Origin of the sequence: Methylobacterium sp. Leaf102, assembly GCF_001422425.1 — a bacterium.
In the GTDB taxonomy this organism is placed as follows: Bacteria; Pseudomonadota; Alphaproteobacteria; order Rhizobiales; family Beijerinckiaceae; genus Methylobacterium.
This window is the reverse complement of the sequence record NZ_LMMX01000014.1, coordinates 23,792-45,533: the sequence shown is the minus strand read 5'-3', so window position 1 is coordinate 45,533 and position 21,742 is coordinate 23,792. Positions and strand designations below refer to the sequence as shown.

The following is a 21,742-nucleotide window of genomic DNA, read 5'->3' as shown; positions in this document are numbered from 1 at the left end:
CGCGGGGTGGAGCAGCCCGGTAGCTCGTCAGGCTCATAACCTGAAGGTCACAGGTTCAAATCCTGTCCCCGCAACCAACATCACAACAACAAACCAAAGCCCCCAACCTCACGGTCGGGGGCTTTTCGCTGTGCCAAGGAGCCCGTCCCATCGCCGAGTCGCCAGACCTCCTCGTTCCTCGTCCGCATCAGGAGGAGGCGGCTCGGACCATCCTAGAGGCGCGGGCCGACAGGAAACCCGGTTTCCTGCTCGGAGACATGACGGGGCTGGGAAAGACCCTGTCGGTGTGGAGCGCCCTGGCGCGCATGCCTGAATCCGAGATCCTCATCGTCTGCCCGAAGGGCGCCATGCCGCAATGGCGGCGGACCATCGCGCAGGCGGGCCTGGCGCCAAAGGCCGTGACGCTCATCAATTACGAGCGCACCAAATCGCTCATGGCTCCCCCGGCCACGAGCACGAAACGGTCGACGCGGGCGAAGAACAACGAACTCGCCAAGCGCGGGGTCCTGAAACGGACCTGGCCCATCGTCGCCTTCGACGAGAGCCACCGCCTGCGCAATCCGACGGCCCAACAGAGCCTGGTCTGCCGCCAGATCGCGGAAGCTGCCACCTTCACGGTCTATCTCAGTGCCACCGCGGGTCAGGCGCCGCACGAACTGTCCTATCTCGGCCGACTCCTCGGGGCTGCCGCCGGCACGCCCTGCGAGACCCTGGCCGACTTCCGCATCCTCCTGCGAAGCCTCGGCATCGGTGGGGCGAAGGGCCGGTGGGCCAATTGGAGCTGGACCGCCAATGCGCGCGACTGCGCCGTGATTGCGGATCTTCTCTATGGGGGATCGAAGGCCATCGGCCTGCGCCGGCGTCCGGGCGACATCGTCGGTTGGCCCGAGGTACAACGTGAGCTCGCCGCCACCGCCCTCGATCCCGCGGCGCGCCGGCTCTACGATGCCAACTGGCGGGAGTTTCGCCGGTCCTGGGGCCTGCTCGGCGGGAGCGGCCGCCGCCCGGCCGGGTGGGCGGCCGATCTGCGCTTTCGGCAGAAGGCGAGCCTTCTGCGCGTCGACGGCACGGCGGATTTCGTCGAGACCCTGCTCGAAGCCGGCCAGGCTGTGGCGATCTCCGTCGCCTTTCTGGAAACGGGCGCCGCCCTCACCGAAATTCTAGCCCGACGCGGCTGGCGTGTGGGCAGCATCGACGGAACGCGGGACGCCGGGACGAACGAGAGCGAACGGGTGGCATTCCAGTCCGGCGCACGCGACGTCATGGTCTTCACCGTCACGGAATCGATCTCGCTCCACCGCAACGAGATGGCGGGGGGCGAGGCGGTGCGTGCCCTCGTCATCCACGACATGCGCCACAGCGCGATCCAGGTCGCGCAGATCGAGGGCCGCTGCCATCGCGACGGGGAGCAGGCGACGATCTACTATGCGTTCGCGGAAGCCACGGTGGAGGAAGCCATCGCCGGTACGGTTCTGCGCCGCATGAGAGCCATGGACGCGATGGCCGGCGAGGACACGGCGCTGCTCGATGCGATTGCGGTCCTCATCGAACGGTCCCCCGAGCCTTGCGACCTCTGATCTCTGTTTCCGACCGATGCGAATTCCGAGCGCTTTCCGAGACTGGCTTCGACGCTTCCGGCGAAACGTCGTCCGATGAACCGGATCGGCGAACGACGTTGCGGACAAGTCCGCAGGCAGTCGTCGGCCGGGTCGGCTTTCGCCAGAATCGGATTCCACTTTGCCGAGCGATGCCGTAAGGCGAGCCCATGTCAGACTTGGAAGCTCTTCTCGACCGCCTGAAGAATGCTCAGCGCGATCTCATCCTGGACGCTGCGAAAGTCGCCATGTTGCCACCCGACAGCATGTTGCGCCGGATCGCCGATCTGGAGAATACCATCGCGGCCGTCGAGGCGCTCATCGATGAACAGCGTCACGCCCGCGCCTGACCGTCGGGTCCTGGAGACGCCGGACGGTCGCTACATCGTCGTGCGGGGACGGCTCTGGCGGCGGGCCCGGCCGGATCTGCCCGCAGATGTCCGCGATCGTCTCGTGCACGGTCTCATGGATGCCCGGCGTGCGGTGAAGGCCGGCCGAAAGGGCGACGACGCGGCCGCCGTCGCGGACGCCCGAGCGGCCGTCGATCGCGCCAAGCGAGGTCTCGGCGAGCGTGGGCCGGTCTGGTGGACGGATGGGGCGCCGGATCTCAACCGCCGCCTCGCGCGCAACACGCCTTACGCGGACTGGTACGCCGGCCAAGATGAGACGGCATAGGGCGGGAGCGGACCGCGGGCATCGTTTTGGTGCAGCCCGGACTGGACCCGGGGCGAGGCATCACCTATATTCCAAGTGCGGTTGATGACCGGTTCATAATAACGTTTCAGGACCCGGAGGGCAGTACTCCGGCGCCTCCACCAAAAGCCCATCGCGGGACATCCGGGTAGCGTTGGGCTTCTGATGGGGGCGAAATAGGATCGACTGGGCGGTAAAGGGATCGCGAGTTCAGTCTCACTTCGGTGGGATACGATGCGACTGTCGGTAAGGTTTCGACCGGTTTGGCGTAGGTAACCCCTATTCCAGGCATCTGACCAAAACTCTAAATGCCAACGATAACGTTGTCATGGATGCCCGCCTCGCGGCGTAAGCATCTTGCGGTAGGGTAACCGTCGAAACAGAACCCGGGGCTTCGGCTCCGGGACCCATCTTTCTCCTTGCAGCCCTGTCAGCATCCGGATCGCACGAAGTGCGGTGCGGTTCTTTCGCGTGCGTGGCGCGACCGGGGGTTCGGTCACGAAAAACGCCCCGCGACGGATCGCGGGGCGTTGTCTTTCACCGAAGCGGCGCGAACCTTAGACGGGGTTCGTCGGGTATGCCCGAACGCGGGTCCGTCCATCGGCAGCGCTCGGAAGTGCGCTCGGATGCGCGGCGGAAGCGGCCTGCGGTGCCGTCCAACCCTCAGCGCGCCAGCCCTGAGCGCGCTCGTCGATGTCGATGGAGCCATGCTCCTCCAGAACGTCCATGACGGTCGCCGAGCGGGTCTCGTCCGCGCGCACCGTCACGAGGGTGCCGCCGCGGCGCACGCCCTCGGAATAGGTGTGCGCATCCGTCTCGCTCAGGCCCGCACCGGTGAGACCACCGGCCAGACCGCCCGCTGCCGCGCCGATGCCGGCACCCGTGAGGGTGGCGACGAGCCAGCCGGCCGCGACGACGGGGCCGACGCCCGGTATGGCGAGCAGTCCGAGACCGGTGAGGAGGCCGGCGGCACCGCCCAGGACCGTACCGACGGTCGCGCCGGTACCGGCGCCGGTGGCCGCGCTTTCCGTCGTATCGGTGTGGCCGGTCGTGGTCGCGTGCGTACCGACGCGTCCGCTGTGGCGATCGCCCTCGTTGCTGCCGACGATGCTGATGTCGCTGTGGGGAATGCCCTGCGCTTCGAGCTTGGCGACGGCGGCGCTCGCATCATCGTAATTGTCGTAGAGGGCCGTGATGGTCTGGTGTGCCATGGTGGACTCCTGTTCGGATCGTGAAGGATTGGTCGAGGTCGCGCTTACTGCGCGGCGACGTTGCCCTTGAAATCGACGCCGACCTTGACGGGCTTGCCGTCGAGCATCGCGTTGGCGCGCCAGATGCCCTTCTCGTCCTTGGTCAGACCTTTGACGTCCTTGTACCCGGCTTCCGTGAGGCGGTGATGCGTCTGGGCCTCGGTGAAGCTGTTCGCGCCCTCTTCGAGCTTCGCACCCGTGGCGGCGTGGGCCGTTCCGGGCTTGGTGGCATCGGGCTTGTCGGTGTTCGGCCGGGTCACGGCCTCCTGGCCGCCGGACGTGGCGCTGGACTTGGCGTCGGGGGCGGGAGTTCCGGTCACGGTGGTCTGGGCCAAAGCCGGGCCGGCGCCGAGGACCGTCAGGATAGCGAGGGTTTGCAGGGTCCGGTTCACGGTATTCTCCTTGAGCTGAGGACCCAATCAATCATCGGGATCGCCCAATCGTTCCGCTTGCACAGCGATTGGGTCAGTCTTGATCGCCACGATGCATGCGTTTGACCGGGCGTCGTTCGCCGGCTCACCGTAGCGATCGGGCCTAATCCGACCTGGATACGAAAAACCGTCCCCCGCCGAATGAACCTGATCCTTCCCGATACGGTGGCTTTGCTGTGCCGAGCACCCGAGCGCGGCGTCGGGCGTCCGAGCGGATCAGGATGCGGCGTCCGATCCCTCTGCGTCCTGCGGCGTGGCTTCGTCGCCGGCGAGTCCCGCCGGGTGCTCCACGGGCGGAAACATCTCGGACAGGCCCTGGGCGACGCCGTAGGTCACGGGATCGAAGGCGGCGGCACCGCAATAGAGAAGGGAATTGGTTTCGTTCACGGACCGCTTGCTCCCAGGGCAATCTCTCCCACCGCGGCGATCCATTCGCCGGGAGAGATGAGTCACAGGGACGTTCAAGTCGTCAGATGCCGATCGTTTCCCATGTCCCAATAAAAAGTCGTCGGTGTGGCCTTGCATGCCGCCTCGCGCTCCCGCCTCACGACGGATGCATCGAGGATCTATCGGTGGCGGGAAGAGCTATATCCGGAGTCCGGCCATCGGCACTCCCGACCCGCCGGAGGAATTCGCGCGATCGGCCTCAGACGATCCTAAGCATTCGCGACAAACCCCACGAATCGGTGGGAACTGTTCAGATTTAGGATCCGTTAACGGCTCATCCCGGCGTGCAGCGGGGATTGACAACGAGAGCCGAATTCCCATGACCCGAGCCCGGCCTTTCGTGCGTGGCGCCGCTGCCGCCACCCTCCTCGCCAGCCTGTGCCTCGCCCTGCCGAGGCCCGCCTTCGCGGCCGATGACGGATTGGGCGGCCTGTTCCAACGACTGTTCCAGCCGAGCCCGCCCGCGGCGGTGCAACCCGTGCCCGCACCGGACACCCTGGGCGCGCGTCAGACGGATGTCCGCCGTGCCGCCCGGGCCCTGAACAGGCGGCCACGCCCGATGACGCGCTACGCCGCCCTGCCGAAGGCAGAACCGCTCAAGCTCCACGTCGGCGACCGCCAGGTGCCCCTGGACATGAGCGCGGGTGCCGCCGCCGCGTTCATGAAGGATCCGACCTTGCGACCCGGCGACATCGTCGTTCTAAAGGACGGCGTGAAGGTGTTCACCGGCGATCCGGACAAGCGCCACGCGGCGCGTGATTTCGAGAGCATTGGGCGGTCCGCCTTCATCGACAGGCATACCCGGACGTTGCTCTCCGCCATGGTGATGCCCGCCGGAGCGATCCCGGCCGCGGAAGCCCGGCGGATGACGGCCCAGGCACGCAAAGTTCCGCCGACCGCCGTCGCCCCGGTCCAGGCCGAGACGGCGTCCATGCGCATCATCTCGCCGTGGATCGTCGCGACCTCGAACTGATCGTCAGGCGTCGGCGGCGGCGCGATCGAGGAGCCACGTCACCGGTCCGGCGATGCGGGCCGCCGGTAGGTCTTCGCCATCGGCGAGGCGCTCGAGCGGTCGTCGCTTGGACGCCCCCGTGACCAACACCAGAACATGCCGCGCGGATGCGAGGGCCGGGAAGGTCAGGGTGATCCGGGGAACGAACGGGGCGAGGCCCGCCTCCGGCACCGGAGCGACCCAGGCGCCGCTCTCCTCGACGGCCGGTTTGCCCGGGAACAGCGAAGCGGTGTGCCCATCCTCGCCGAGGCCGAGGAGAACGAGGTCGAACAGGGGGCGGTCGGGATCGAGGGTCTCGGCTCCGTAGAACGCCTTCAGTACCGATTCATAGGCGGCGGCATCGGCGTCCAGGGTACCCCCCGTGGGGATGGGATGGAGGTGCCCGGGCGGGATCGGCGCATCCCCGAATGCGTCCTGGGCGGCGCGGACATTGCTCTCCGGATCGTCCCACGGCACGTGCCGGTCGTCCCCGAAGAACCAGTGCAGGCGCGCCCAGGGGAGGGCGTCCGCATACTCGGGGCGAGCCAACAGGGCGTAGAGGCGCTTCGGCGTCGAACCGCCCGAGAGGCAGACGGCGATGGCCCCCTCGGGCGATGCTTCGCAGAGGGCGACGAACCGGTCCGCCGCCGCCCGTGCGACGGCGTCCGCATCGGCGAGAAGGTCTGCATCGTTGGGCAGGGGGATCATCGCGGCTCCTCGTTTCGGAAGGTCTCGGCGCGTCGATCGAAGGGGATGCGGTGCGGCCCCTATTTCGGCTCCTGGTGTCCGCCGAACCCCTTGCGCATGGCGGACAGCAGCTTGTCGGCGTAGCTCGCATCCTCGCGGGAACGGAAGCGGGCGTAGAGGGCCGCCGAGAGGACGTTGGCGGGCACGGATTCCTCGATGGCCGCATTGAGGGTCCAGCGACCTTCACCGGAATCAGCGACGAAGCCCGAGAAGTTCGACAGGCTCTCGTCACCCGCGAGTGCCCCGGCCGTGAGGTCGAGGAGCCAGGACGAGACGACGCTGCCGCGGCGCCACACCTCGGCGATGTCGCCGATGTTGAGGTCGAAGCGCTGGCCCTCGGGGAGGTCCGTCGAGTTCGCATGCTTGAGGATGTCGAAGCCCTCGGCATAGGCCTGCATCAGGCCGTACTCGATGCCGTTGTGGATCATCTTGACGAAGTGGCCGGCGCCGCTCGGGCCTGCATGGATGTAGCCGTCCTCGGCGCGGGCATCGCGCCCCTCGCGGCCGGGGGTCTTCGGGATGGTGCCGGGGCCCGGCGCCAAGGTCTTGAAGATCGGGTCGAGGCGCGCGACGGCCGCGGCGTCGCCGCCGATCATCATGCAATAGCCGCGCTCCAGGCCCCAGACGCCGCCGGAGGTGCCGACATCGACGTAATGGATGCCCTTCGGCTTCAGTTCGGCGGCGCGGCGGATGTCGTCCTTGTAGAACGAATTGCCGCCGTCGATGATCACGTCGTCGGCGGCCATGAGGCCGGCGAGGGTGGCGACCGTGCCCTCCGTGACGGCGCCGGCCGGCAGCATCACCCAGGCGGTGCGCGGCCCATCGAGCTTGCCGACGAACTCTTCCAGGCTCGCCGCGCCGGTAGCGCCTTCGGCGACGAGGGCCGCCACGGCCTCCGGACTCTGGTCGAACACCACGGCCGTGTGCCCGTCGCGCAGCAGCCGGCGGACGATGTTTCCGCCCATCCGGCCGAGGCCGATCATGCCGAGTTGCATGGGTGATCTCCGTCGCGTGAGGAACGCGGGGCGCCGAGGCCCCGCGCCGAAACAACCAATAGAAGGCTCTTCATCACCGGCGCCGTCATTCCGGGGCGTCAGAGGCGGACCCGGAATGACGCAGCGCTGGAACGTCGAACTGCCCGCCCTACGCCAAAGCCGCCTTCAGCGCGGCGGCGATGCGCTTCAGGCCGGCCTCGACCTCGCCGCCCCTGATGTGGACCCGCAGGGCCCGCCGGCCCCGTTCGGCGAGCACCGCAAAATCACCCCGCGCCTGGGCCGCCACCACGGTGCCGAAACCGAGCTTGCGCCCCGGGATCGACAGGTCCTCCGACGGGTCCGCGGTGATCTGGAGGAAGACGCCGGTGTCGGGCCCGCCCTTGTAGGCCTGCCCCGTGGAGTGGAGGAAGCGCGGGCCGAATTCGAGGCAGGTGGCGAGCCGGGTCTTGTCGCGCAGCGCGACGCGGGCATCCTGCAGGATCGCGTGATGCTTCGGGTTGCGCGCCACGTAGGCGAGCAGGGCGACGTAATCGCCGGCCTTGGTGCGGGCGAGGTGCGCCTTCAACGCCGCGTCGAGACCTTCGCCGGCCTGGGGCAGGGCTTCGGCGTTCTTCGCATCGGCGTAGAGCGCGAGGGTGTCGTCGGAGAAGAGCGGCGTCTCGGCGGGCAGGGACCCGCTCGCCTCGGCGGCGTCGAACAGCTTCTTCGTCTCGATCTTGCTCGCTTCCACGTCGGGCTGGTCGAACGGATTGATGCCCAGCATCGCGCCGGCCACCGCCGTGGCGATCTCGAAGCGGAAGAACTCCTGCGGCAGCTGCTCCTCGTTCGCCAGGGTGATGTGGACGACGGGATGGCCCTCGCGCTCGAGGTTGCGCACGGCCTCGTCCTGACGGGCGTCGGCCCGGCTGTCGAGGCGCAGGTACACGAAGATCCGGTCGAGGCCGTAGACGGCCGGCACGTCGACGGGCTCGCCGTCGATGGGGATCAGGCCCTTGCCGTCCTTGCCGGTGGATTCGGCGATGAGCTGCTCGGCCCAGGCGCCGAAGGTGTCGATCCCCGGGGAGGCGATGAACGTGACCTTGTCGCGCCCGGCTGCGAGCGCGGCGGCCCCGAGCGCCGTTCCGAGGAGGACGCCGGGGTTCTGCGCCGGCGGCACGGCCGGTCCGCAGGAGCGGACCATGGTGCGGGCGGTGTCGAGGAACGCCTTCACGTCGATGCCGGAAGCCGCCGCCGGCACGAGGCCGAAGGCCGAGAGCACGGAGTAGCGTCCGCCGATCTGCTTCACGCCGTAGAAGATCTTGCGGAAGTTGTCGGCCTTGGCCGCCGCCTCCATGGCCGAGCCGGGATCGGTCACGGCGACGAAATGCGCTCCGGCGCGCTCGCCCACCGCCGCCTTCATCCGGCCGAGGAAGTAGTCGCGGAAGACGTTGGGCTCCAGGGTGGAGCCGGACTTCGAGGCGACGATGAACAGCGTCGTCTCGAGGGTGATCGCGGCCTCGGTCTCGCGCACCTGATCCGGGTCGGTGGAATCGAGGATGCGTAAGCGTGGGAAGCCCTCGCGTGTGCCGTAGGTCTCGGCCAGCACCTCGGGGCCGAGGCTCGACCCGCCCATGCCGAGCACCACCACGTCGGTGAAGCCGGTCTGGCGCACGTCGTCGGCGAAGGCGGCGTAGTCGGAGACGCGGGCGAGCTCGTCCTCGACGATGCGCAGCCAGCCGAGCCAGGTGTCCTCGTCGGCATTCGACCACACGGTCTTGTCGTGGGCCCACAGGCGGCGGATGGCGCCGGACGCGCGCCAGGCTTCCACGGCCTTCTTGGCTTCCGCCGCGATGGGCTCGGGGAGCACCAGGGTCTGGCCGTCGAGCTTGGGCCCAAGGAAGTCGATGCGCTTGCCCGCGACCGCGCCGAGGAGCTTGTCGGCGGCGTCGATGAAGAGCTGCACGCCCTCGTCCACGAGCTGGTCGCCGACCGTCTCGATGTCGATGCCGGCACGGGCCAAACCGTCCATCACGGCCTTGGCCCCAGGAACGTCGGTCTCGATGGCGGCCTTCACGGTGCCGTGATCGCGAAAGGCGTCCATGGTGGCCGGCGGCATGGTGTTGACGGTGTCGGGGCCGATGAGCTCCTCGACGTAGAGCACGTCGGAATAGGCCTTGTTCTTCACGCCCGTGGACGCCCATAGCAGGCGCTGCGCCTTCGCGCCCCTTGCGGCGAGGGCCTGCCATTTCGGCTCGGCGAAGACCGCCTTGTAGCGTTGGTAGGCGAGCTTGGCGTTGGCGATGGCGACCTTGCCTTTGAGAGCCTCCAACGCGGCCTTCTCATCCGCGCCTTCCGTGGCGGCGATCCTGTCGTCGAGGGCCTTGTCGACGGCCACATCGATGCGGCTGATGAAGAAGCTCGCGACGCTCGCCACCTTCGAGACGTCGCCGCCCTTGGCGCCGAATTCCTCCAGGCCGTCGATGAAGGCGCGGGCCACGGCCTCGTAGGTCTCCACCGAGAACAGCAGGGTGACGTTGATGCTGATGCCGTCGGCGGTCAGCGCCCGGATCGCCGGGATGCCCTCACGGGTCGCCGGCACCTTCACCATCAGGTTATCGCGCGCCACCGTCTTGTGGAGCCGCCGGGCCTCGGCCAGGGTCTCGTCGGTGTCGAGGGCGAGGTAGGGCGAGACCTCGAGGCTGACGTAGCCGTCGGCCCCGTCGCTCGCCTCGTAGACCGGCCGAAGCACGTCGGCCGCCGCCTGGATGTCGGCGATGGCGCAGCCCTCGTAGAGGTCGATGACCCGGGCGTCCCCCTGGTCCATCACCGATTTGAGGGCGGCATCGTATTCCTGCGAGCCGCCGATGGCCTTCTCGAAGATCGACGGGTTCGAGGTCACGCCGCGCAGGCCGTCCTCGTCCACCAGGGCCTTGAGCTTGCCGTCGAGGACGAACCCGCGGGCGACGAAGTCGAGCCACACGGCCTGGCCCTGTTCGGGGAAGAGAGCCTTGAGCGGATTCATGGAAACTCCTCGTCGTCCGTCGCGGTGCGTGGCGCTCACGCGGGGGAGCGCCGTTCAGCCATCATGTCGGGATGCGCCCCCCTCCGACGAGGGGAGCGCATCCCACCTTCGAGAAACCCCCGAACCCTACTTCTTGTGCCGCGCGATCTGGTCGCGTGCGGCCTGAAGCACCTTCTCGGGGGTGAAGCCGAACTTGGTCTGGAGGTCCTTGATCGGCGCCGAGGAGCCGAAGGTGTGCATGCCGATGATCGTGCCGGCGGAACCGGCGTAGCGGTCCCAACCGATGACCGACCCCTGCTCGACAGCGACCCGCGCCAGCACGTCCGGGATGAGGACGGAGTTGCGGTAGGCCTCGTCCTGGCACTCGAACAGGTCCCAGGACGGCATCGAGACCACGCGGGCCTTCACGCCCTCGGCCTTGAGGGCCTCGTAGGCGCCGACGCAGAGTTGCACCTCGGAACCGGTGCCGATGAGGATCACGTCGGGCGTGCCTTCACAGTCGGCGAGCACGTAGGCGCCCTTGGCGGTTCCGGCGGCGCTCGCATACTGCGAGCGGTCGAGGGTCGGCAGGGGCTGGCGGGAGAGGGCCAGCACCGCCGGCTGGTCCTTCAAGCCCATGATCACCCGGTAGGCTTCCGCGACCTCGTTGGCGTCGGCCGGGCGCAGGGTGACGAGGCCGGGGATCGCCCGCAGGGTGAGGAGCTGCTCCACCGGCTGGTGGGTCGGCCCGTCCTCGCCGACCCCGATGGAATCGTGGGTGAAGACGTGGAAGACCGGCAGCTCCATCAGGGCCGCGAGGCGGATGGGCGGGCGCATGTAGTCGGCGAAGACCAGGAAGGTGGCGCCGTAGGCGCGCAGGCCGACGAGGCCGAGGCCGTTGACGATGGACCCCATCGCATGCTCGCGCACGCCGAAATGGATGTTGCGGCCGCCCGGCTCGAACGGCGTCAGGGTGCCGGCGCCCTCGAATTCGAGCTTGGTCTTGTTCGACGGGGCGAGATCGGCCGAACCGCCGAGCAGGTGGGGCACGTTCTTCGCGATGGCGTTGAGGACCTTGCCCGACGATTCGCGCGTCGCCATGCCCTTGGCGTCGGCCGGGAAGACCGGGATGTCGCGGTCCCAGCCCGCGGGCAGGCGGCCGGCGTGCAGGGCGTCGATCTCCTCGGCCAGCGCCGGCTCGGCGGCCTTGGCCTGCCCCATGAACCGTTCCCAGTCGGCGAAGAGCGCCGCGCCGCGCTCGCCGATGCCGGCCTGGAAGTTTTCGCGCACCCCCTCGGGCACGAGGAACTGCGCGTCCTCGGGCCAGCCATAGGCGCGCTTGGCTCCCCGGGCCTCCTCCTCGCCCAGCGCGTCGGAATGGGCCTTGGAGGTGTTCTGCTTCTTCGGGGCGCCGAAGCCGATGATCGAGTTGACGACGATGAGCGTCGGCCGGTCACTGGATTGGAGGAAGGTCTCCAGGGCCCCCGAGATCGCGTGGACGTCGTTGGCGTCGGCCACCCGCAGCACCTGCCAGCCGTAGCCGAGGAAGCGTGTCGCGACCTCCTCGGAGAAGGCCAGTTCCGTATGCCCTTCGATCGTGATGGTGTTGTTGTCGTAGATCCAGCACAGGTTCGACAGGCGCAGGTGCCCGGCGATGGAGGCGGCCTCGGAAGCGACGCCCTCCATCAGGTCGCCGTCCGAGCAGATCGCGTAGACGTTGAAGTCGAACAGCGGCAGGTCGGGACGGTTCAGGGTCTCGCCGAGGAAGCGCCCGCCCATGGCCATGCCGACGGAATTGGCGACCCCCTGGCCGAGCGGCCCGGTGGTGGTCTCGACGCCGGTGGTGAAGTGGTATTCCGGGTGGCCCGGCGTCTTGCTGTCGAGCTGGCGGAAGTTCTTGATGTCGTCGAGGGACACCGCCGGCTCGTTGCCGCCGTCGGTCTGGGCGACGCCCGCGAGATGCAGCAGGCCGTAGAGCAGCATCGAGGCGTGGCCCGCCGAGAGCACGAAGCGGTCGCGGTTGGGCCAGTGCGGATGCGCCGGATCGTAGCGCAGGTACCGGTTCCACAGGGTGTAGGCCACGGGCGCGAGCGCCATCGGGGCGCCGGCATGGCCGGAATTCGCCTTCTGCACGGCATCGATGGCGAGGGTGCGCAGGGTATCGATGCTGAGCTTGTCGATGGGGCTCAGGGCCTCGCTCGGCTTGGTGTCGGCTCCGCTCATGATCTCACGTCTTCCTTCGTGTCGCCTGGGCCGCCCGCGCCGCGGATCCGGCCCTCGTCCCGTGGGGGGTCGCCGACGCGACGCCGGACCCGCCCACCTCGATTCCCATAGTGCCGGCCGTCAGGCCGACATCTCGACCGCTTTGATTTCGTCGACCTTGATTTGGTCGACCTTGGCCTCGCCGGCCTCGTCCCCCTGGAAGCATGCCCCCTCGGACCCGGTTCCATCCTCCGCGCCCGCGCTGCGTTCCCGGGCCGGCCCGTTGGCGCGGCTGTAGTTCAGGATGGTGTTCACCAATGTGACGTGGCTGAACGCCTGTGGGAAGTTGCCGACGAGGCGCTTGGCCTTCACGTCGTACTCTTCCGAGACGAGGCCGACGTCGTTGCAGACGCCGATGAGTTTCTCGATCAGGGCCCTGGCCTCCTCGCAGCGGCCGAGCCCGATGAGGTTGTCGGCGTACCAGAAGCTGCACGGCAGGAAGGCGCCCTCGTCGCCCGGCAGGCCGTCCGTGGTCTGGTCCTCGGTGTCGTAGCGCAGGACGAAGCCGTCGCGCATGAGGGTCCTGCCGATGGCCTCGACGGTGCCGACGACGCGCGGATCGTGCTGGGGCAGGAACCCCATATGGGCGATGAGCAGCAGGCTCGCGTCGAGGCGCTTCGAACCGTAGGACTGCACGAAGCTGTTCAGCTCCGTGTCGAAGCCCTTCTCGCAGACCTCGGCGTGGATCTGGTCGCGGATCTCGCGCCAGCGCTCCACCGGCGCCCCTGGGCGGGTTTCGCCCTCTTCCTGGGAGCGGATCGCCCGGTCGAAGGCCACCCAGGCCATCACCTTGGAATGGACGAAGTGCCGACGCCCGCCGCGCACCTCCCAGATGCCCTCGTCCGGCGTGCTCCAGACCTTCTCGAGGTGGCGCAGGAGCGCCAGGCCGACGCGCCAGCCATCGGCATCGCCGAGCAGGCCGCGCTGGCGCGCCTGATAAAGGGCGTCGAAGATCTCGCCGTAGACATCGAGTTGGAACTGCTCGACGGCCGCGTTGCCGATGCGCACGGGCTTCGAGTTCTCGTAGCCGGGCAACCAGTCGAGTTCGATCTCCGGCAGCATGCGCTCGCCGGCGATGCCGTAGAGGATGTGGGCCTGCTCGGGGTTGCCGGCCACCGCCCGCACGAGCCAGTCGCGCCAGGCGCGGGCCTCGTCGAGGTAGCCGCCATCCATCATCGCGATGAGGGTGAAGGTGGAATCGCGGAGCCAGCAGAACCGGTAATCCCAGTTGCGCACGCCGCCGAGGTCCTCCGGCAGGGAGGTGGTGGGCGCGGCGACGATGCCGCCGGTGGGATGGTAGATCAGCGCCTTCAGGGTCAGCAGCGAGCGCTGCAGGATGGCGTCCCACGGCGTGCCGCGGGCGCAGCGGTTCGACCAGTCGCGCCAGTGGCGATCGGTCTCGAACAGCACCTTGCGCGGCTGCACCGGCGGGGGGTCGTCCTCGTGCGAGGGGCCGTAGCTCAGGGTGAAGGCGACGCTCTCGCCCGCCGCCACGGTGAAATCGGCCGCCGTGGTCTGGCCCTCGCCGTGGAGCGGCACGAGGGTGCGCAGGACCACCTTGTGCGGCCCCGAGATGGCGCGCAGGTCCCCGAGCTCGTTGTGCGACACCCACGGCACGGCCAAGCCGTAATCGAACCGTACGGCGAGATGCATCCGCATGGCGACGTCGCCGCGCAGTCCCTCGACGATGCGCACGAGGTGCGAGCCGTCGTTGGCCGGCATGTAGTCGGTCACCCGGACGCATCCGGCCTCCGTCTCGTGTTCGGTCTCGAGGACGAGGCTACCGGTCCGGTACTGCCGCGAGGTCTTCGCCGCCGGGTCGGCGGGGCCGAGCTTCCAGAAGCCGTGATCCTCGGTGCCCAGGAGGGCGGCGAAGCAGGCGGCGGAATCGAACCGGGGCCAGCACAGCCAGTCGACGCTGCCGTCGCGCCCGATCAGGGCAGCGGTGCGGCCGTCACCGACGAGCGCGTAATCCTCGATCCGTCCCGCCATTCACGCCCTCGTCGCGGCCACCTCTCGATGGGCCCCGCCGCGTGGCGCCGCACCATCGATGGCGTCCACCTAGTCCCCCGAGGGGGCAGGGTCCAGGGTCCATTCGGCGATTGCCCGAAGCCGGGCGGCGAAACCGGGGTGAAACCGGACTGCGTTCAGCGCAGGGTCCCGACGAAGTCCACCACCGCGCCGCCCAGCGCAGAGGCCTGCGTGCGCGCCGCAGCGCCCTGAACGCCGACGAAATCGCGAGCCCGGCCCACGGCCCGGATCGCCGGGGCGAAGGGCAGGGCGAGATCGGGCAGGAGGCCGCCCTCCTCGACGGGCACCTCCGCCTGCGCCACGGTCCCGACGGGATCGGCGTGCTGCGCCGCAGCGGGGGCGGCAATGGCCTTGGCGGGGGCGGGCCGACGCAGGGCGGCGACACGGGGCCCGGAGGGCCGGTGCTGCGCGACGGCGGGCGCCGCGAAGGTGCCTTGTGCCGGGGGAGTGCCTTGTGCCGGAGCGGCGACGTGCGCCGCCACCATCAGGGGGAACTGGCGCGGAAAGGTGAGGGCGGCGGGCACGAAGGGCGTCGCGGGAACGGCCTCGGACACCAGGGTCGCGGGCGCCGAAGCGATCCGCGCCGCGAGGGTCGTGGGGGCCGGGGCGGGCACCTCCGGTTCGCGGCAGAACAGCGAGGCCGCGCCGAGCACGAGGGCCATGACGAGGGTGGGGAGCAGGGGCGGGGTGACGCCGGAGGTCGCATCCATGGCGAGGCCGTCATTGGCACACCCGCACTGGCTTCGCTCCGTCATGCCGGCGTCCTCGCAATCCATCGTCTTCGAAACCCCATTAGCGGCGCCGTTTACGGCGGAAGCTGGGCTATTTCCTTTCGCAAAGGTAAACCACGCCGGGCGCGATGCGTCCCGCTCCCCGCTGCTTCGGGCCGAGGCCGTTGCCGACACGACGAACCGCCCGTGCCCAAAACCTCGCCTTGCCGAGAATCGTGAGGCCGTGCGATCAGCGGAAGGGCGGCCTTCCCCCAATGTCGGACCCCGCGCCCTTCGCTTCGGACACCCAGCCCCGCTTTCGGACACCGATGACCGAGCCGTCCCTCACCGTGGCCGTGATCGACCCGAGCCCGGCGCGCGCGGCGATCCTCGAAGAGGGCCTGGCGGCGGCCGGCATCGCCCGCGTGGTGATCCTGCCAGACACCGCCGATCTTCCCGCCCGCGTCGCCGCCCTGAACCCCGACGTGGTGGTGATCCATGTCGAGAGCCCGAGCCGCGACATCCTCGAGCAGATGTCCGGCCTGTCGCGCCACGTCGAGCGGCCGGTGGCGATGTTCGTCGACCGCTCGGACGTGCCGATGATGCAGGCGGCGGTGGATGCGGGCATCTCGGCCTACGTGGTCGACGGCCTGCACCCGCAGCGCATCCGCTCGATCCTCGATGTCGCGATCCTGCGGTTCAACGCCTTCGCGCGGCTGCAGCGCGAACTGCTGGAGGCGCGGGGCGAACTCGCCGACCGCAAGCTCATCGAGCGGGCCAAGGGCATCCTGATGACGGCCAAGGGCCTCCCCGAGGAGGAGGCCTACCGGCTGATGCGGCGGAAAGCCATGAACGAGAAGCGCAAGATCGCCGACATCGCCCGCGCCATCGTCACGGCGGCGGATCTGCTCGGATGAGAGCCGTGGTCAGATGAGACTCGCTCTGGGATACGTTCCCCTCGTCGATGCGGCGGCGCTCATCGTCGCCGTGGAGCGCGGGTTCACCGCGGCCGAGGGGCTGGCGGTGGATCTCGTCCGCGAGCCCTCGTGGGCGACCCTGCGCGACAGGCTGGCCCTCGGCCACCTCGACGGCGCCCACATGCTGGCGCCCCTGGCCCTGGCCAGCAGCCTCGGGATCAGCGGACCCGAGACGCGCCTCGCCGTGCCCCTCGCCCTCAATCTCAACGGCAACGCCATCACGGTGTCGCGGCCGCTCTGGGCCGCCATGATGCGCGACGGACCGGGGGACGAGGGCCTCGACACGGTGGCCACGGCCTTCGCCGGGGTGGCCCGCGCGCGCGCGCGGGAGGGGGCTCCGTTGACCCTCGGCACCGTGCATCCGTTCTCGAGCCACACCTATCAGCTCCGCCTGTTCGCCGCGCGCGGCGGCCTCGACCTCGATGGGACGGTGCGGATGGTGGTGATCCCGCCACCGCGCATCGCCGAAGCCCTGCGGGACGGCCACATCGACGGCTTCTGCGCGGGAAGTCCCTGGAACAGCCTCGCGGTGGAGGAGGGCTACGGCCGGATCGCGGCCTTCGGCTGTGCGCTCGCACCGGACTGCCCCGAGAAGGTGCTGGCCCTGCCCGCCTACGCGGCGCCGACCTGCGGAGCCCTGGTGCGGGCGGTGCACCGGGCCGGCCGCTGGTGCGCGCGGCGCGAGAACCACGAGGAACTCGCACGCCTGCTCGCGCGGCCGGACCACCTCGCCATCGCGCCCGCCCTCGTCCGCCGCGCCCTGGCCGGCACGGTGGTGGTGGATCCCGACGGCACGCGACGGGACGCGCCGGATTTCGTCCTGTTCGGCGAGACGGCCGAGCGGCCGAGGCCCGCCCAGGTCGATTGGCTCCTCGACCGAATGACGGAGGCCGGCCAGATCGTCGCCACGCCCGAGGTGAGCGAGCGCGCCCACGCCCTCTATCGCCCGGATCTGTACGACGACGCTCTGCCGGATTGATGCGGCTCGCACTGGGCGAGCACATGCCCGTGCCACCGGCATTCTGCACGCGGATTGTGCAGTGCGGGAGAGAGGCTCTCCACCGAGTTGGAGGACGATATGGTTCCGGCACGTGGAATCACAGGTCCGTGAGGCCGTGGGTCGCGCTCGGGCCCGTCTCGCCCGACCATTACGGAGGGGCCTGAGACAAACTCGAAAAATTCCAGAACTGGCATCCGCTTAGGTCGCGCGCAGGATCCCCGACAGGATCGCCGGGACGCACGCACGGAGGCCGTCCCTTCGTCCTGGCACGCCTCCTGCTAGGAGCTGGAGGCCCGTCAACGACGACGGGCCTTATCCGTCGGCAGAGCCGCTGACCCGAGTCTCCCCAAGGCACGCACCGTTATGCGTCCGACGGATGTGCTTGGTCGGCGGCTTTCTGTTTTGGCGCTTTGCAGTCCTGGCGAGGATTCCGGTTTCGATGAGTGATGGTTTTCGCAACAGCCGGCGCAACGTCCTGAAGGGGGCCGCCGCGACCCTCTCCCTGGCAGCACTCGCCCGGACGGCCTTCCCGGGCGGCGCCTTCGCGCAGGGGGCGGGCCCGGAGGTGAAGGGAGCCAAGCTCGGCTTCATCGCCCTCACCGATGCCGGCCCGCTGTTCGTCGCCAAGGAGAAGGGCTTCTTCGCCAAGCACGGCATGCCCGACGTGGAGGTGCTGAAGCAGGCGAGCTGGGGCACCACCCGCGACAACCTCGTGCTCGGCTCCGAGGGCAACGGCATCGACGGCGCCCACATCCTCTCGCCGATGCCCTACCTCATCACCGCCGGCCGGGTGACGCAGAACAACGTCCCGGTGCCGATGCAGATCCTGGCGCGCCTCAACGTCAACGGCCAGTGCATCTCGGTGGCCAAGGAATACCTCGACCAGAAGGTCGGGCTCGATTCCAAGGTGTTCAAGGCGGCCGTCGAGAAGAAGAAGGCCTCGGGCAAGTCCGTGAAGGCGGCCATGACCTTCCCGGGCGGTACCCACGACCTCTGGATCCGCTACTGGATGGCCGCCGGCGGCATCGACCCCGACAAGGACATCGAGACCATCGTCGTGCCGCCGCCCCAGATGGTGGCGAACATGAAGGTCGGCACCATGGACTGCTTCTGCGTCGGCGAGCCGTGGAACGCGCAGCTCGTGCAGCAGGGCCTGGGCTACTCGGCGCTCACCACCGGCGAACTCTGGAAGGACCACCCCGAGAAGGCCTTCGCCATGCGGGCCTCCTGGGTCGAGAAGCATCCGAACGCCGCCAAAGCCCTGACCATGGCGGTGCTCGAAGCGCAGATGTGGTGCGACAAGCCCGAGAACCGGGACGAGTTCGCCGCCATCGTGGCCAAGCGCCAGTGGATCAACATCCCGGTGGCCGACGTCGCCGGCCGGATGAAGGGCACCATCGATTACGGCGACGGCCGCATGGTCGAGAACAGCCCGCACATCATGAAGTTCTTCTCCGACAACGCCTCCTACCCGTACCAGTCCCACGACCTGTGGTTCCTCACCGAGGACATCCGCTGGGGCAAGTTCGATGCGCAGACCGACACCAAGGCCCTCATCGCCAAGGTGAACCGCGAGGACATCTGGCGCGAGGCGGCCAAGGCCCTCGGCGTCGCCGCGATCCCGACCTCCACGTCGCGCGGCAAGGAAACGTTCTTCGACGGCAAGGTCTTCGATCCGGCCGATCCCGCCGCCTACCTGTCCAGCCTCGGCATCAAGAGGACCGCGTGATGGCCAACACCTCCACCATCGCCGCCAGCCCCGCCGTCGCGAAGGCGGCCGCCAAGCCCAAGCGCGCGCCGTTCGTCACCATGGCCACCCTGAACACCATCGCGAAAAACCTGATCCCACCCGTGGTGGTGCTCATCGCCTTCCTGGTGATCTGGGAGCTGCTGTGCTCGCGCCCCGGCGCCGGCCTGCCGCCGCCCTCGCGCGTCGTCACCGAGGCGTGGGACATCATCGCCCACCCGTTCTACGACAACGGCGGCACCGACAAGGGGCTGTTCTGGCACATCTCCGCCAGCATCCAGCGCGTGGCCCTGGGCTTCGCCCTCGCCACCGTGGTGGGCATCCTCGTCGGTACCCTGATCGGGCAGTCGGAATGGGCCATGCGCGGCCTCGACCCGATCTTCCAGGTGCTGCGCACGATCCCGCCGCTCGCCTGGCTGCCGCTCTCGCTCGCCGCCTTCCGGGACGGCCAGCCGTCGGCGATCTTCGTGATCTTCATCACCTCGATCTGGCCGATCATCATCAACACGGCGGTCGGCATCCGCAACATCCCGCAGGATTACCGCAACGTCTCGGCGGTGCTGCGCCTCAACCCGCTGGAGTTCTTCTCCAAGATCATGCTGCCCTCGGCGGCGCCGTACATCTTCACCGGCCTGCGCATCGGCGTCGGCCTGTCCTGGCTCGCCATCGTGGCGGCCGAGATGCTCATCGGCGGCGTCGGCATCGGCTTCTTCATCTGGGACGCGTGGAACTCCTCCCACATCTCCGAGATCATCGTCGCCCTCGTCTATGTCGGCATCATCGGCTTCATCCTCGACCGCTTCGTCGCCTTCGTCGGCAATCTCGTCACCCGCGGCACCGCGACGGCCTGAGGATCATCCCATGACCTATCTCAGCATCGAGAACGTCGGCATCTCCTTCACCCGCGGCGGCCGCACCAACGAGGTGCTCCGCGACGTCAGCGTGAAGATCGACAAGGGCGAGTTCGTCTCGCTCATCGGCCATTCCGGCTGCGGCAAGTCGACGGTGCTCAACATCGTGGCCGGCCTGCTCAAGGCCTCGACCGGCGGTGTCCTCCTCGAAGACAAGGAAGTGAACAGCCCCGGCCCCGACCGCGCCGTGGTGTTCCAGAACCACTCGCTCCTGCCCTGGCTCACGGTGCGGGAGAACGTGGCGCTCGCCGTCGACAAGGTGTTCAAGGGCAAGAAATCGCGGGCCGAGCGTGGGGCCTGGATCGACCACAACCTGGCGCTGGTGAACATGACCCACGCCGCCGACCGGCGCCCGAGCGAGATCTCGGGCGGCATGAAGCAGCGCGTCGGCATCGCCCGGGCGCTGGCCATGGAGCCGAAGGTCCTGCTCCTCGACGAGCCGTTCGGGGCCCTCGACGCGCTCACCCGGGCGCATCTCCAGGACTCGCTCATGGACATCCATGCGCGGCTGAAGAACGCCGTGATCATGATCACCCACGATGTCGACGAGGCGGTGCTGCTCTCGGACCGCATCGTGATGATGACCAACGGCCCCTCCGCCACGGTGGGCGAGATCCTGACCGTCGATCTCGAGCGGCCGCGCCGCCGCCTCGATCTCGTGGAGGACGCCACATACACCCACGCCCGCGCCGCCGTCCTCGAGTTCCTCTATGCCCGGCACGCCAAGCCGGCCATGGCGGCCTGAGACGCGGCGATGAAGGATCGGCTGGTCGTCATCGGCAACGGCATGGCGTCGTTGCGGTTTCTGGAGCGCCTCACCGAGCGGGCGCCGGGGCGCTACGACGTCTCCGTCGTCGGCGCCGAACCGCAGGCGGCCTACAACCGCGTCCTGCTCTCGTCGCTGCTGGGCGGCGAAGTCGACGAGGCCGGTTGCGCGTTCCGGGGCCTAGACTGGTACGAGAGCCACGGCATCCGCCTCATCACGGGCGCGCCGGTCACCGAGATCGACCGCGAGAACGGCCTCGTGATGGTGGGCGAGACCCACGTCCTGCCCTTCGACAGGCTCGTGCTCGCGGTCGGCTCCGTGCCGATCCGGCTGCCGAAGCCCGGCATGGACCTGCCCGGCGTCCTCACGTTCCGCGATCTCGCGGACGTGACGGCCATCCGCAAGGCGGCCGTGGAGCACGCCCGCGCCATCGTCATCGGCGGCGGCCTCCTGGGGCTCGAGGCCGCCGTCGGCCTCGCGCGCCTGGGCGTCGACACAACGCTTCTCCACGTCATGGACCGGCTGATGGAGCGCCAGCTCGATCACGCCGCCGCCGGCCTGGTGAAGCGCGCCATGGAGGCGCGGGGCGTCAAGGTGCTGCTCAAGGCCGACACCGCCACCGTCGAGGGTGACGGAAAAGTCGAGCGCCTGATCCTGTCGGACGGCACCGTGCTGCCCGCCGACCTCGTGGTGATGTCCGTGGGGGTGCGCCCCAACGTGGCCCTGGCCCAGAATGCCGGGATCGCGGTGGGCCGCGGCATCAAGGTCGACGACCGGATGCAGTCGTCCGATCCCCGCATCTTCGCGCTCGGCGAATGCGCCGAGCATCGCGGCCAGATCTACGGCCTCGTCGAGCCCGCCTACGAGCAGGCCGAGACCTTGAGCCGCCACCTCGTCGGCGAGGAGGCGGCCTATGCGGGCACGTCGCTCGCCACCAGCCTCAAGGTCTCGGGCCTGCCGGTGTTCTCGGCCGGCGCCATCGAGGCGCCGGAGGGCTCCGAGACGATCCTCATGAGCGATCCCGGCCTCGGTCTCTACCGCAAGCTCATCGTCGCCGACGACCGGCTGCTCGGCGCCGTGTTCGTCGGCGACATCGCCGAGCAGGGCTGGTGCAAGGACCTCATCCGCACCGGCGCCTCCGTCGCGGCGCATCGCGACGACCTGATGTTCGGGCGAACCGCCCCCCAACCCCTCGCAGCCTGACGGAGG

General features: G+C 69.1%; 19 protein-coding genes, 1 tRNA gene and 1 other RNA gene. 11 read left to right on the top strand and 10 right to left on the bottom strand.

Annotated features, from left to right (window positions below):
- Together ASF27_RS10565 and ASF27_RS10560 are read left to right on the top strand one after the other, a co-directional pair.
- Nucleotides 1–77, top strand: a tRNA-Met gene (locus ASF27_RS10565).
- A gap of 51 nt (nt 78–128) precedes the next feature.
- Nucleotides 129–1,577, top strand: coding sequence for a DEAD/DEAH box helicase family protein (locus ASF27_RS10560; protein WP_347379633.1), 1,449 nt, complete (start codon nt 129–131; stop codon nt 1,575–1,577).
- Between the two features lie 191 nt (nt 1,578–1,768).
- Here ASF27_RS10560 and ASF27_RS22200 read toward each other — a convergent pair whose 3' ends face one another.
- Nucleotides 1,769–1,933, bottom strand: a complete 165-nt coding sequence (locus tag ASF27_RS22200) for a hypothetical protein (protein WP_156398795.1) — start codon at nt 1,931–1,933, stop codon at nt 1,769–1,771.
- Here ASF27_RS22200 and ASF27_RS10550 point away from each other — a divergent pair.
- Together ASF27_RS10550 and ssrA are read left to right on the top strand one after the other, a co-directional pair.
- Entirely contained in the window at nt 1,920–2,270 is a 351-nt protein-coding gene (locus ASF27_RS10550) for a hypothetical protein (protein ID WP_056264645.1), read from the top strand. The genes ASF27_RS22200 and ASF27_RS10550 overlap by 14 nt on opposite strands.
- Nucleotides 2,271–2,308: 38 nt before the next feature.
- Nucleotides 2,309–2,682, top strand: a transfer-messenger RNA (tmRNA) gene (gene ssrA, locus ASF27_RS21540).
- Nucleotides 2,683–2,845: 163 nt separating this feature from the next.
- Here ssrA and ASF27_RS10545 read toward each other — a convergent pair.
- From ASF27_RS10545 to ASF27_RS22195, 3 genes are all read right to left on the bottom strand, one after another.
- On the bottom strand, nt 2,846–3,499 hold the full coding sequence (locus tag ASF27_RS10545) for a general stress protein (RefSeq protein WP_056359902.1): 654 nt from the start codon (nt 3,497–3,499) through the stop codon (nt 2,846–2,848).
- A 44-nt stretch (nt 3,500–3,543) separates the two neighbouring features.
- Nucleotides 3,544–3,930, bottom strand: a complete 387-nt coding sequence (locus ASF27_RS10540; RefSeq protein ID WP_056168604.1) for a hypothetical protein — start codon at nt 3,928–3,930, stop codon at nt 3,544–3,546.
- A 255-nt stretch (nt 3,931–4,185) separates the two neighbouring features.
- Nucleotides 4,186–4,356 carry a hypothetical protein gene (locus ASF27_RS22195; protein WP_156398796.1) on the bottom strand — a complete coding sequence of 57 codons (171 nt, stop codon included), beginning with the start codon at nt 4,354–4,356 and terminating at the stop codon, nt 4,186–4,188.
- Between the two features lie 379 nt (nt 4,357–4,735).
- Between ASF27_RS22195 and ASF27_RS10535 the strand changes: the two genes are divergently transcribed.
- Nucleotides 4,736–5,389: a hypothetical protein gene (locus ASF27_RS10535; protein ID WP_082478979.1), complete on the top strand. Its 654-nt coding sequence runs from the start codon at nt 4,736–4,738 to the stop codon at nt 5,387–5,389.
- A 3-nt stretch (nt 5,390–5,392) separates the two neighbouring features.
- Here the strand turns inward: ASF27_RS10535 and pgl are convergent, their stop codons facing one another.
- The 6 genes from pgl to ASF27_RS10505 all read right to left on the bottom strand — a co-directional run bounded on the left by pgl (nt 5,393) and on the right by ASF27_RS10505 (nt 15,177).
- Nucleotides 5,393–6,115, bottom strand: coding sequence for a 6-phosphogluconolactonase (gene pgl / locus ASF27_RS10530; protein WP_056359899.1), 723 nt, complete (start codon nt 6,113–6,115; stop codon nt 5,393–5,395).
- Between the two features lie 59 nt (nt 6,116–6,174).
- On the bottom strand, nt 6,175–7,149 hold the full coding sequence (gnd, locus tag ASF27_RS10525) for a phosphogluconate dehydrogenase (NAD(+)-dependent, decarboxylating) (RefSeq protein WP_056304721.1): 975 nt from the start codon (nt 7,147–7,149) through the stop codon (nt 6,175–6,177).
- Nucleotides 7,150–7,297: 148 nt separating this feature from the next.
- Complete coding sequence (locus tag ASF27_RS10520; protein ID WP_056359898.1) at nt 7,298–10,150, bottom strand: bifunctional transaldolase/phosoglucose isomerase; 2,853 nt, start codon at nt 10,148–10,150, stop codon at nt 7,298–7,300.
- A 126-nt stretch (nt 10,151–10,276) separates the two neighbouring features.
- Complete coding sequence (gene tkt, locus ASF27_RS10515) at nt 10,277–12,352, bottom strand: transketolase (RefSeq protein WP_056359895.1); 2,076 nt, start codon at nt 12,350–12,352, stop codon at nt 10,277–10,279.
- 120 nt (nt 12,353–12,472) lie between these two features.
- Nucleotides 12,473–14,383 (bottom strand): glycoside hydrolase family 15 protein, encoded by a 1,911-nt coding sequence (locus ASF27_RS10510; protein WP_082478977.1) that lies wholly within the window; start codon nt 14,381–14,383, stop codon nt 12,473–12,475.
- A gap of 155 nt (nt 14,384–14,538) precedes the next feature.
- On the bottom strand, nt 14,539–15,177 hold the full coding sequence (locus tag ASF27_RS10505; RefSeq protein ID WP_156467500.1) for a hypothetical protein: 639 nt from the start codon (nt 15,175–15,177) through the stop codon (nt 14,539–14,541).
- A 284-nt stretch (nt 15,178–15,461) separates the two neighbouring features.
- Between ASF27_RS10505 and ASF27_RS10500 the strand changes: the two genes are divergently transcribed.
- From ASF27_RS10500 to ASF27_RS10475, 6 genes are all read left to right on the top strand, one after another.
- Entirely contained in the window at nt 15,462–16,049 is a 588-nt protein-coding gene (locus tag ASF27_RS10500; RefSeq protein WP_056168611.1) for an ANTAR domain-containing protein, read from the top strand.
- Nucleotides 16,050–16,062: 13 nt separating this feature from the next.
- The gene (locus ASF27_RS10495) at nt 16,063–17,088 is read left to right on the top strand and encodes a CmpA/NrtA family ABC transporter substrate-binding protein (protein WP_056359889.1); all 1,026 of its coding nucleotides are present in this window, start codon (nt 16,063–16,065) and stop codon (nt 17,086–17,088) included.
- Between the two features lie 460 nt (nt 17,089–17,548).
- Nucleotides 17,549–18,838, top strand: a complete 1,290-nt coding sequence (locus tag ASF27_RS10490) for a CmpA/NrtA family ABC transporter substrate-binding protein (protein ID WP_056304731.1) — start codon at nt 17,549–17,551, stop codon at nt 18,836–18,838.
- Nucleotides 18,838–19,707 carry a nitrate ABC transporter permease gene (ntrB, locus tag ASF27_RS10485; RefSeq protein WP_056304734.1) on the top strand — a complete coding sequence of 290 codons (870 nt, stop codon included), beginning with the start codon at nt 18,838–18,840 and terminating at the stop codon, nt 19,705–19,707. The genes ASF27_RS10490 and ntrB overlap by 1 nt, the downstream gene beginning before the upstream one ends.
- Nucleotides 19,708–19,717: 10 nt before the next feature.
- Nucleotides 19,718–20,512, top strand: a complete 795-nt coding sequence (locus ASF27_RS10480; protein ID WP_056168452.1) for an ABC transporter ATP-binding protein — start codon at nt 19,718–19,720, stop codon at nt 20,510–20,512.
- A gap of 9 nt (nt 20,513–20,521) precedes the next feature.
- Entirely contained in the window at nt 20,522–21,736 is a 1,215-nt protein-coding gene (locus tag ASF27_RS10475) for an FAD-dependent oxidoreductase (RefSeq protein WP_056304738.1), read from the top strand.
- Nucleotides 21,737–21,742 lie beyond the last annotated feature (6 nt).

Coding starts and splice junctions, on each gene's coding strand:
- ASF27_RS10550 (WP_056264645.1), top strand. CDS start 1,920: ATGAACAGCGTCACGCCCGCGCCTGACCGTCGGGTCCTGGAGACGCCG.
- ASF27_RS10545 (WP_056359902.1), bottom strand. CDS start 3,499: ATGGCACACCAGACCATCACGGCCCTCTACGACAATTACGATGATGCG.
- ASF27_RS10535 (WP_082478979.1), top strand. CDS start 4,736: ATGACCCGAGCCCGGCCTTTCGTGCGTGGCGCCGCTGCCGCCACCCTC.
- pgl (WP_056359899.1), bottom strand. CDS start 6,115: ATGATCCCCCTGCCCAACGATGCAGACCTTCTCGCCGATGCGGACGCC.
- gnd (WP_056304721.1), bottom strand. CDS start 7,149: ATGCAACTCGGCATGATCGGCCTCGGCCGGATGGGCGGAAACATCGTC.
- ASF27_RS10520 (WP_056359898.1), bottom strand. CDS start 10,150: ATGAATCCGCTCAAGGCTCTCTTCCCCGAACAGGGCCAGGCCGTGTGG.
- tkt (WP_056359895.1), bottom strand. CDS start 12,352: ATGAGCGGAGCCGACACCAAGCCGAGCGAGGCCCTGAGCCCCATCGAC.
- ASF27_RS10510 (WP_082478977.1), bottom strand. CDS start 14,383: ATGGCGGGACGGATCGAGGATTACGCGCTCGTCGGTGACGGCCGCACC.
- ASF27_RS10505 (WP_156467500.1), bottom strand. CDS start 15,177: ATGACGGAGCGAAGCCAGTGCGGGTGTGCCAATGACGGCCTCGCCATG.
- ASF27_RS10500 (WP_056168611.1), top strand. CDS start 15,462: ATGACCGAGCCGTCCCTCACCGTGGCCGTGATCGACCCGAGCCCGGCG.
- ASF27_RS10495 (WP_056359889.1), top strand. CDS start 16,063: ATGAGACTCGCTCTGGGATACGTTCCCCTCGTCGATGCGGCGGCGCTC.
- ASF27_RS10490 (WP_056304731.1), top strand. CDS start 17,549: ATGAGTGATGGTTTTCGCAACAGCCGGCGCAACGTCCTGAAGGGGGCC.
- ntrB (WP_056304734.1), top strand. CDS start 18,838: ATGGCCAACACCTCCACCATCGCCGCCAGCCCCGCCGTCGCGAAGGCG.
- ASF27_RS10480 (WP_056168452.1), top strand. CDS start 19,718: ATGACCTATCTCAGCATCGAGAACGTCGGCATCTCCTTCACCCGCGGC.
- ASF27_RS10475 (WP_056304738.1), top strand. CDS start 20,522: ATGAAGGATCGGCTGGTCGTCATCGGCAACGGCATGGCGTCGTTGCGG.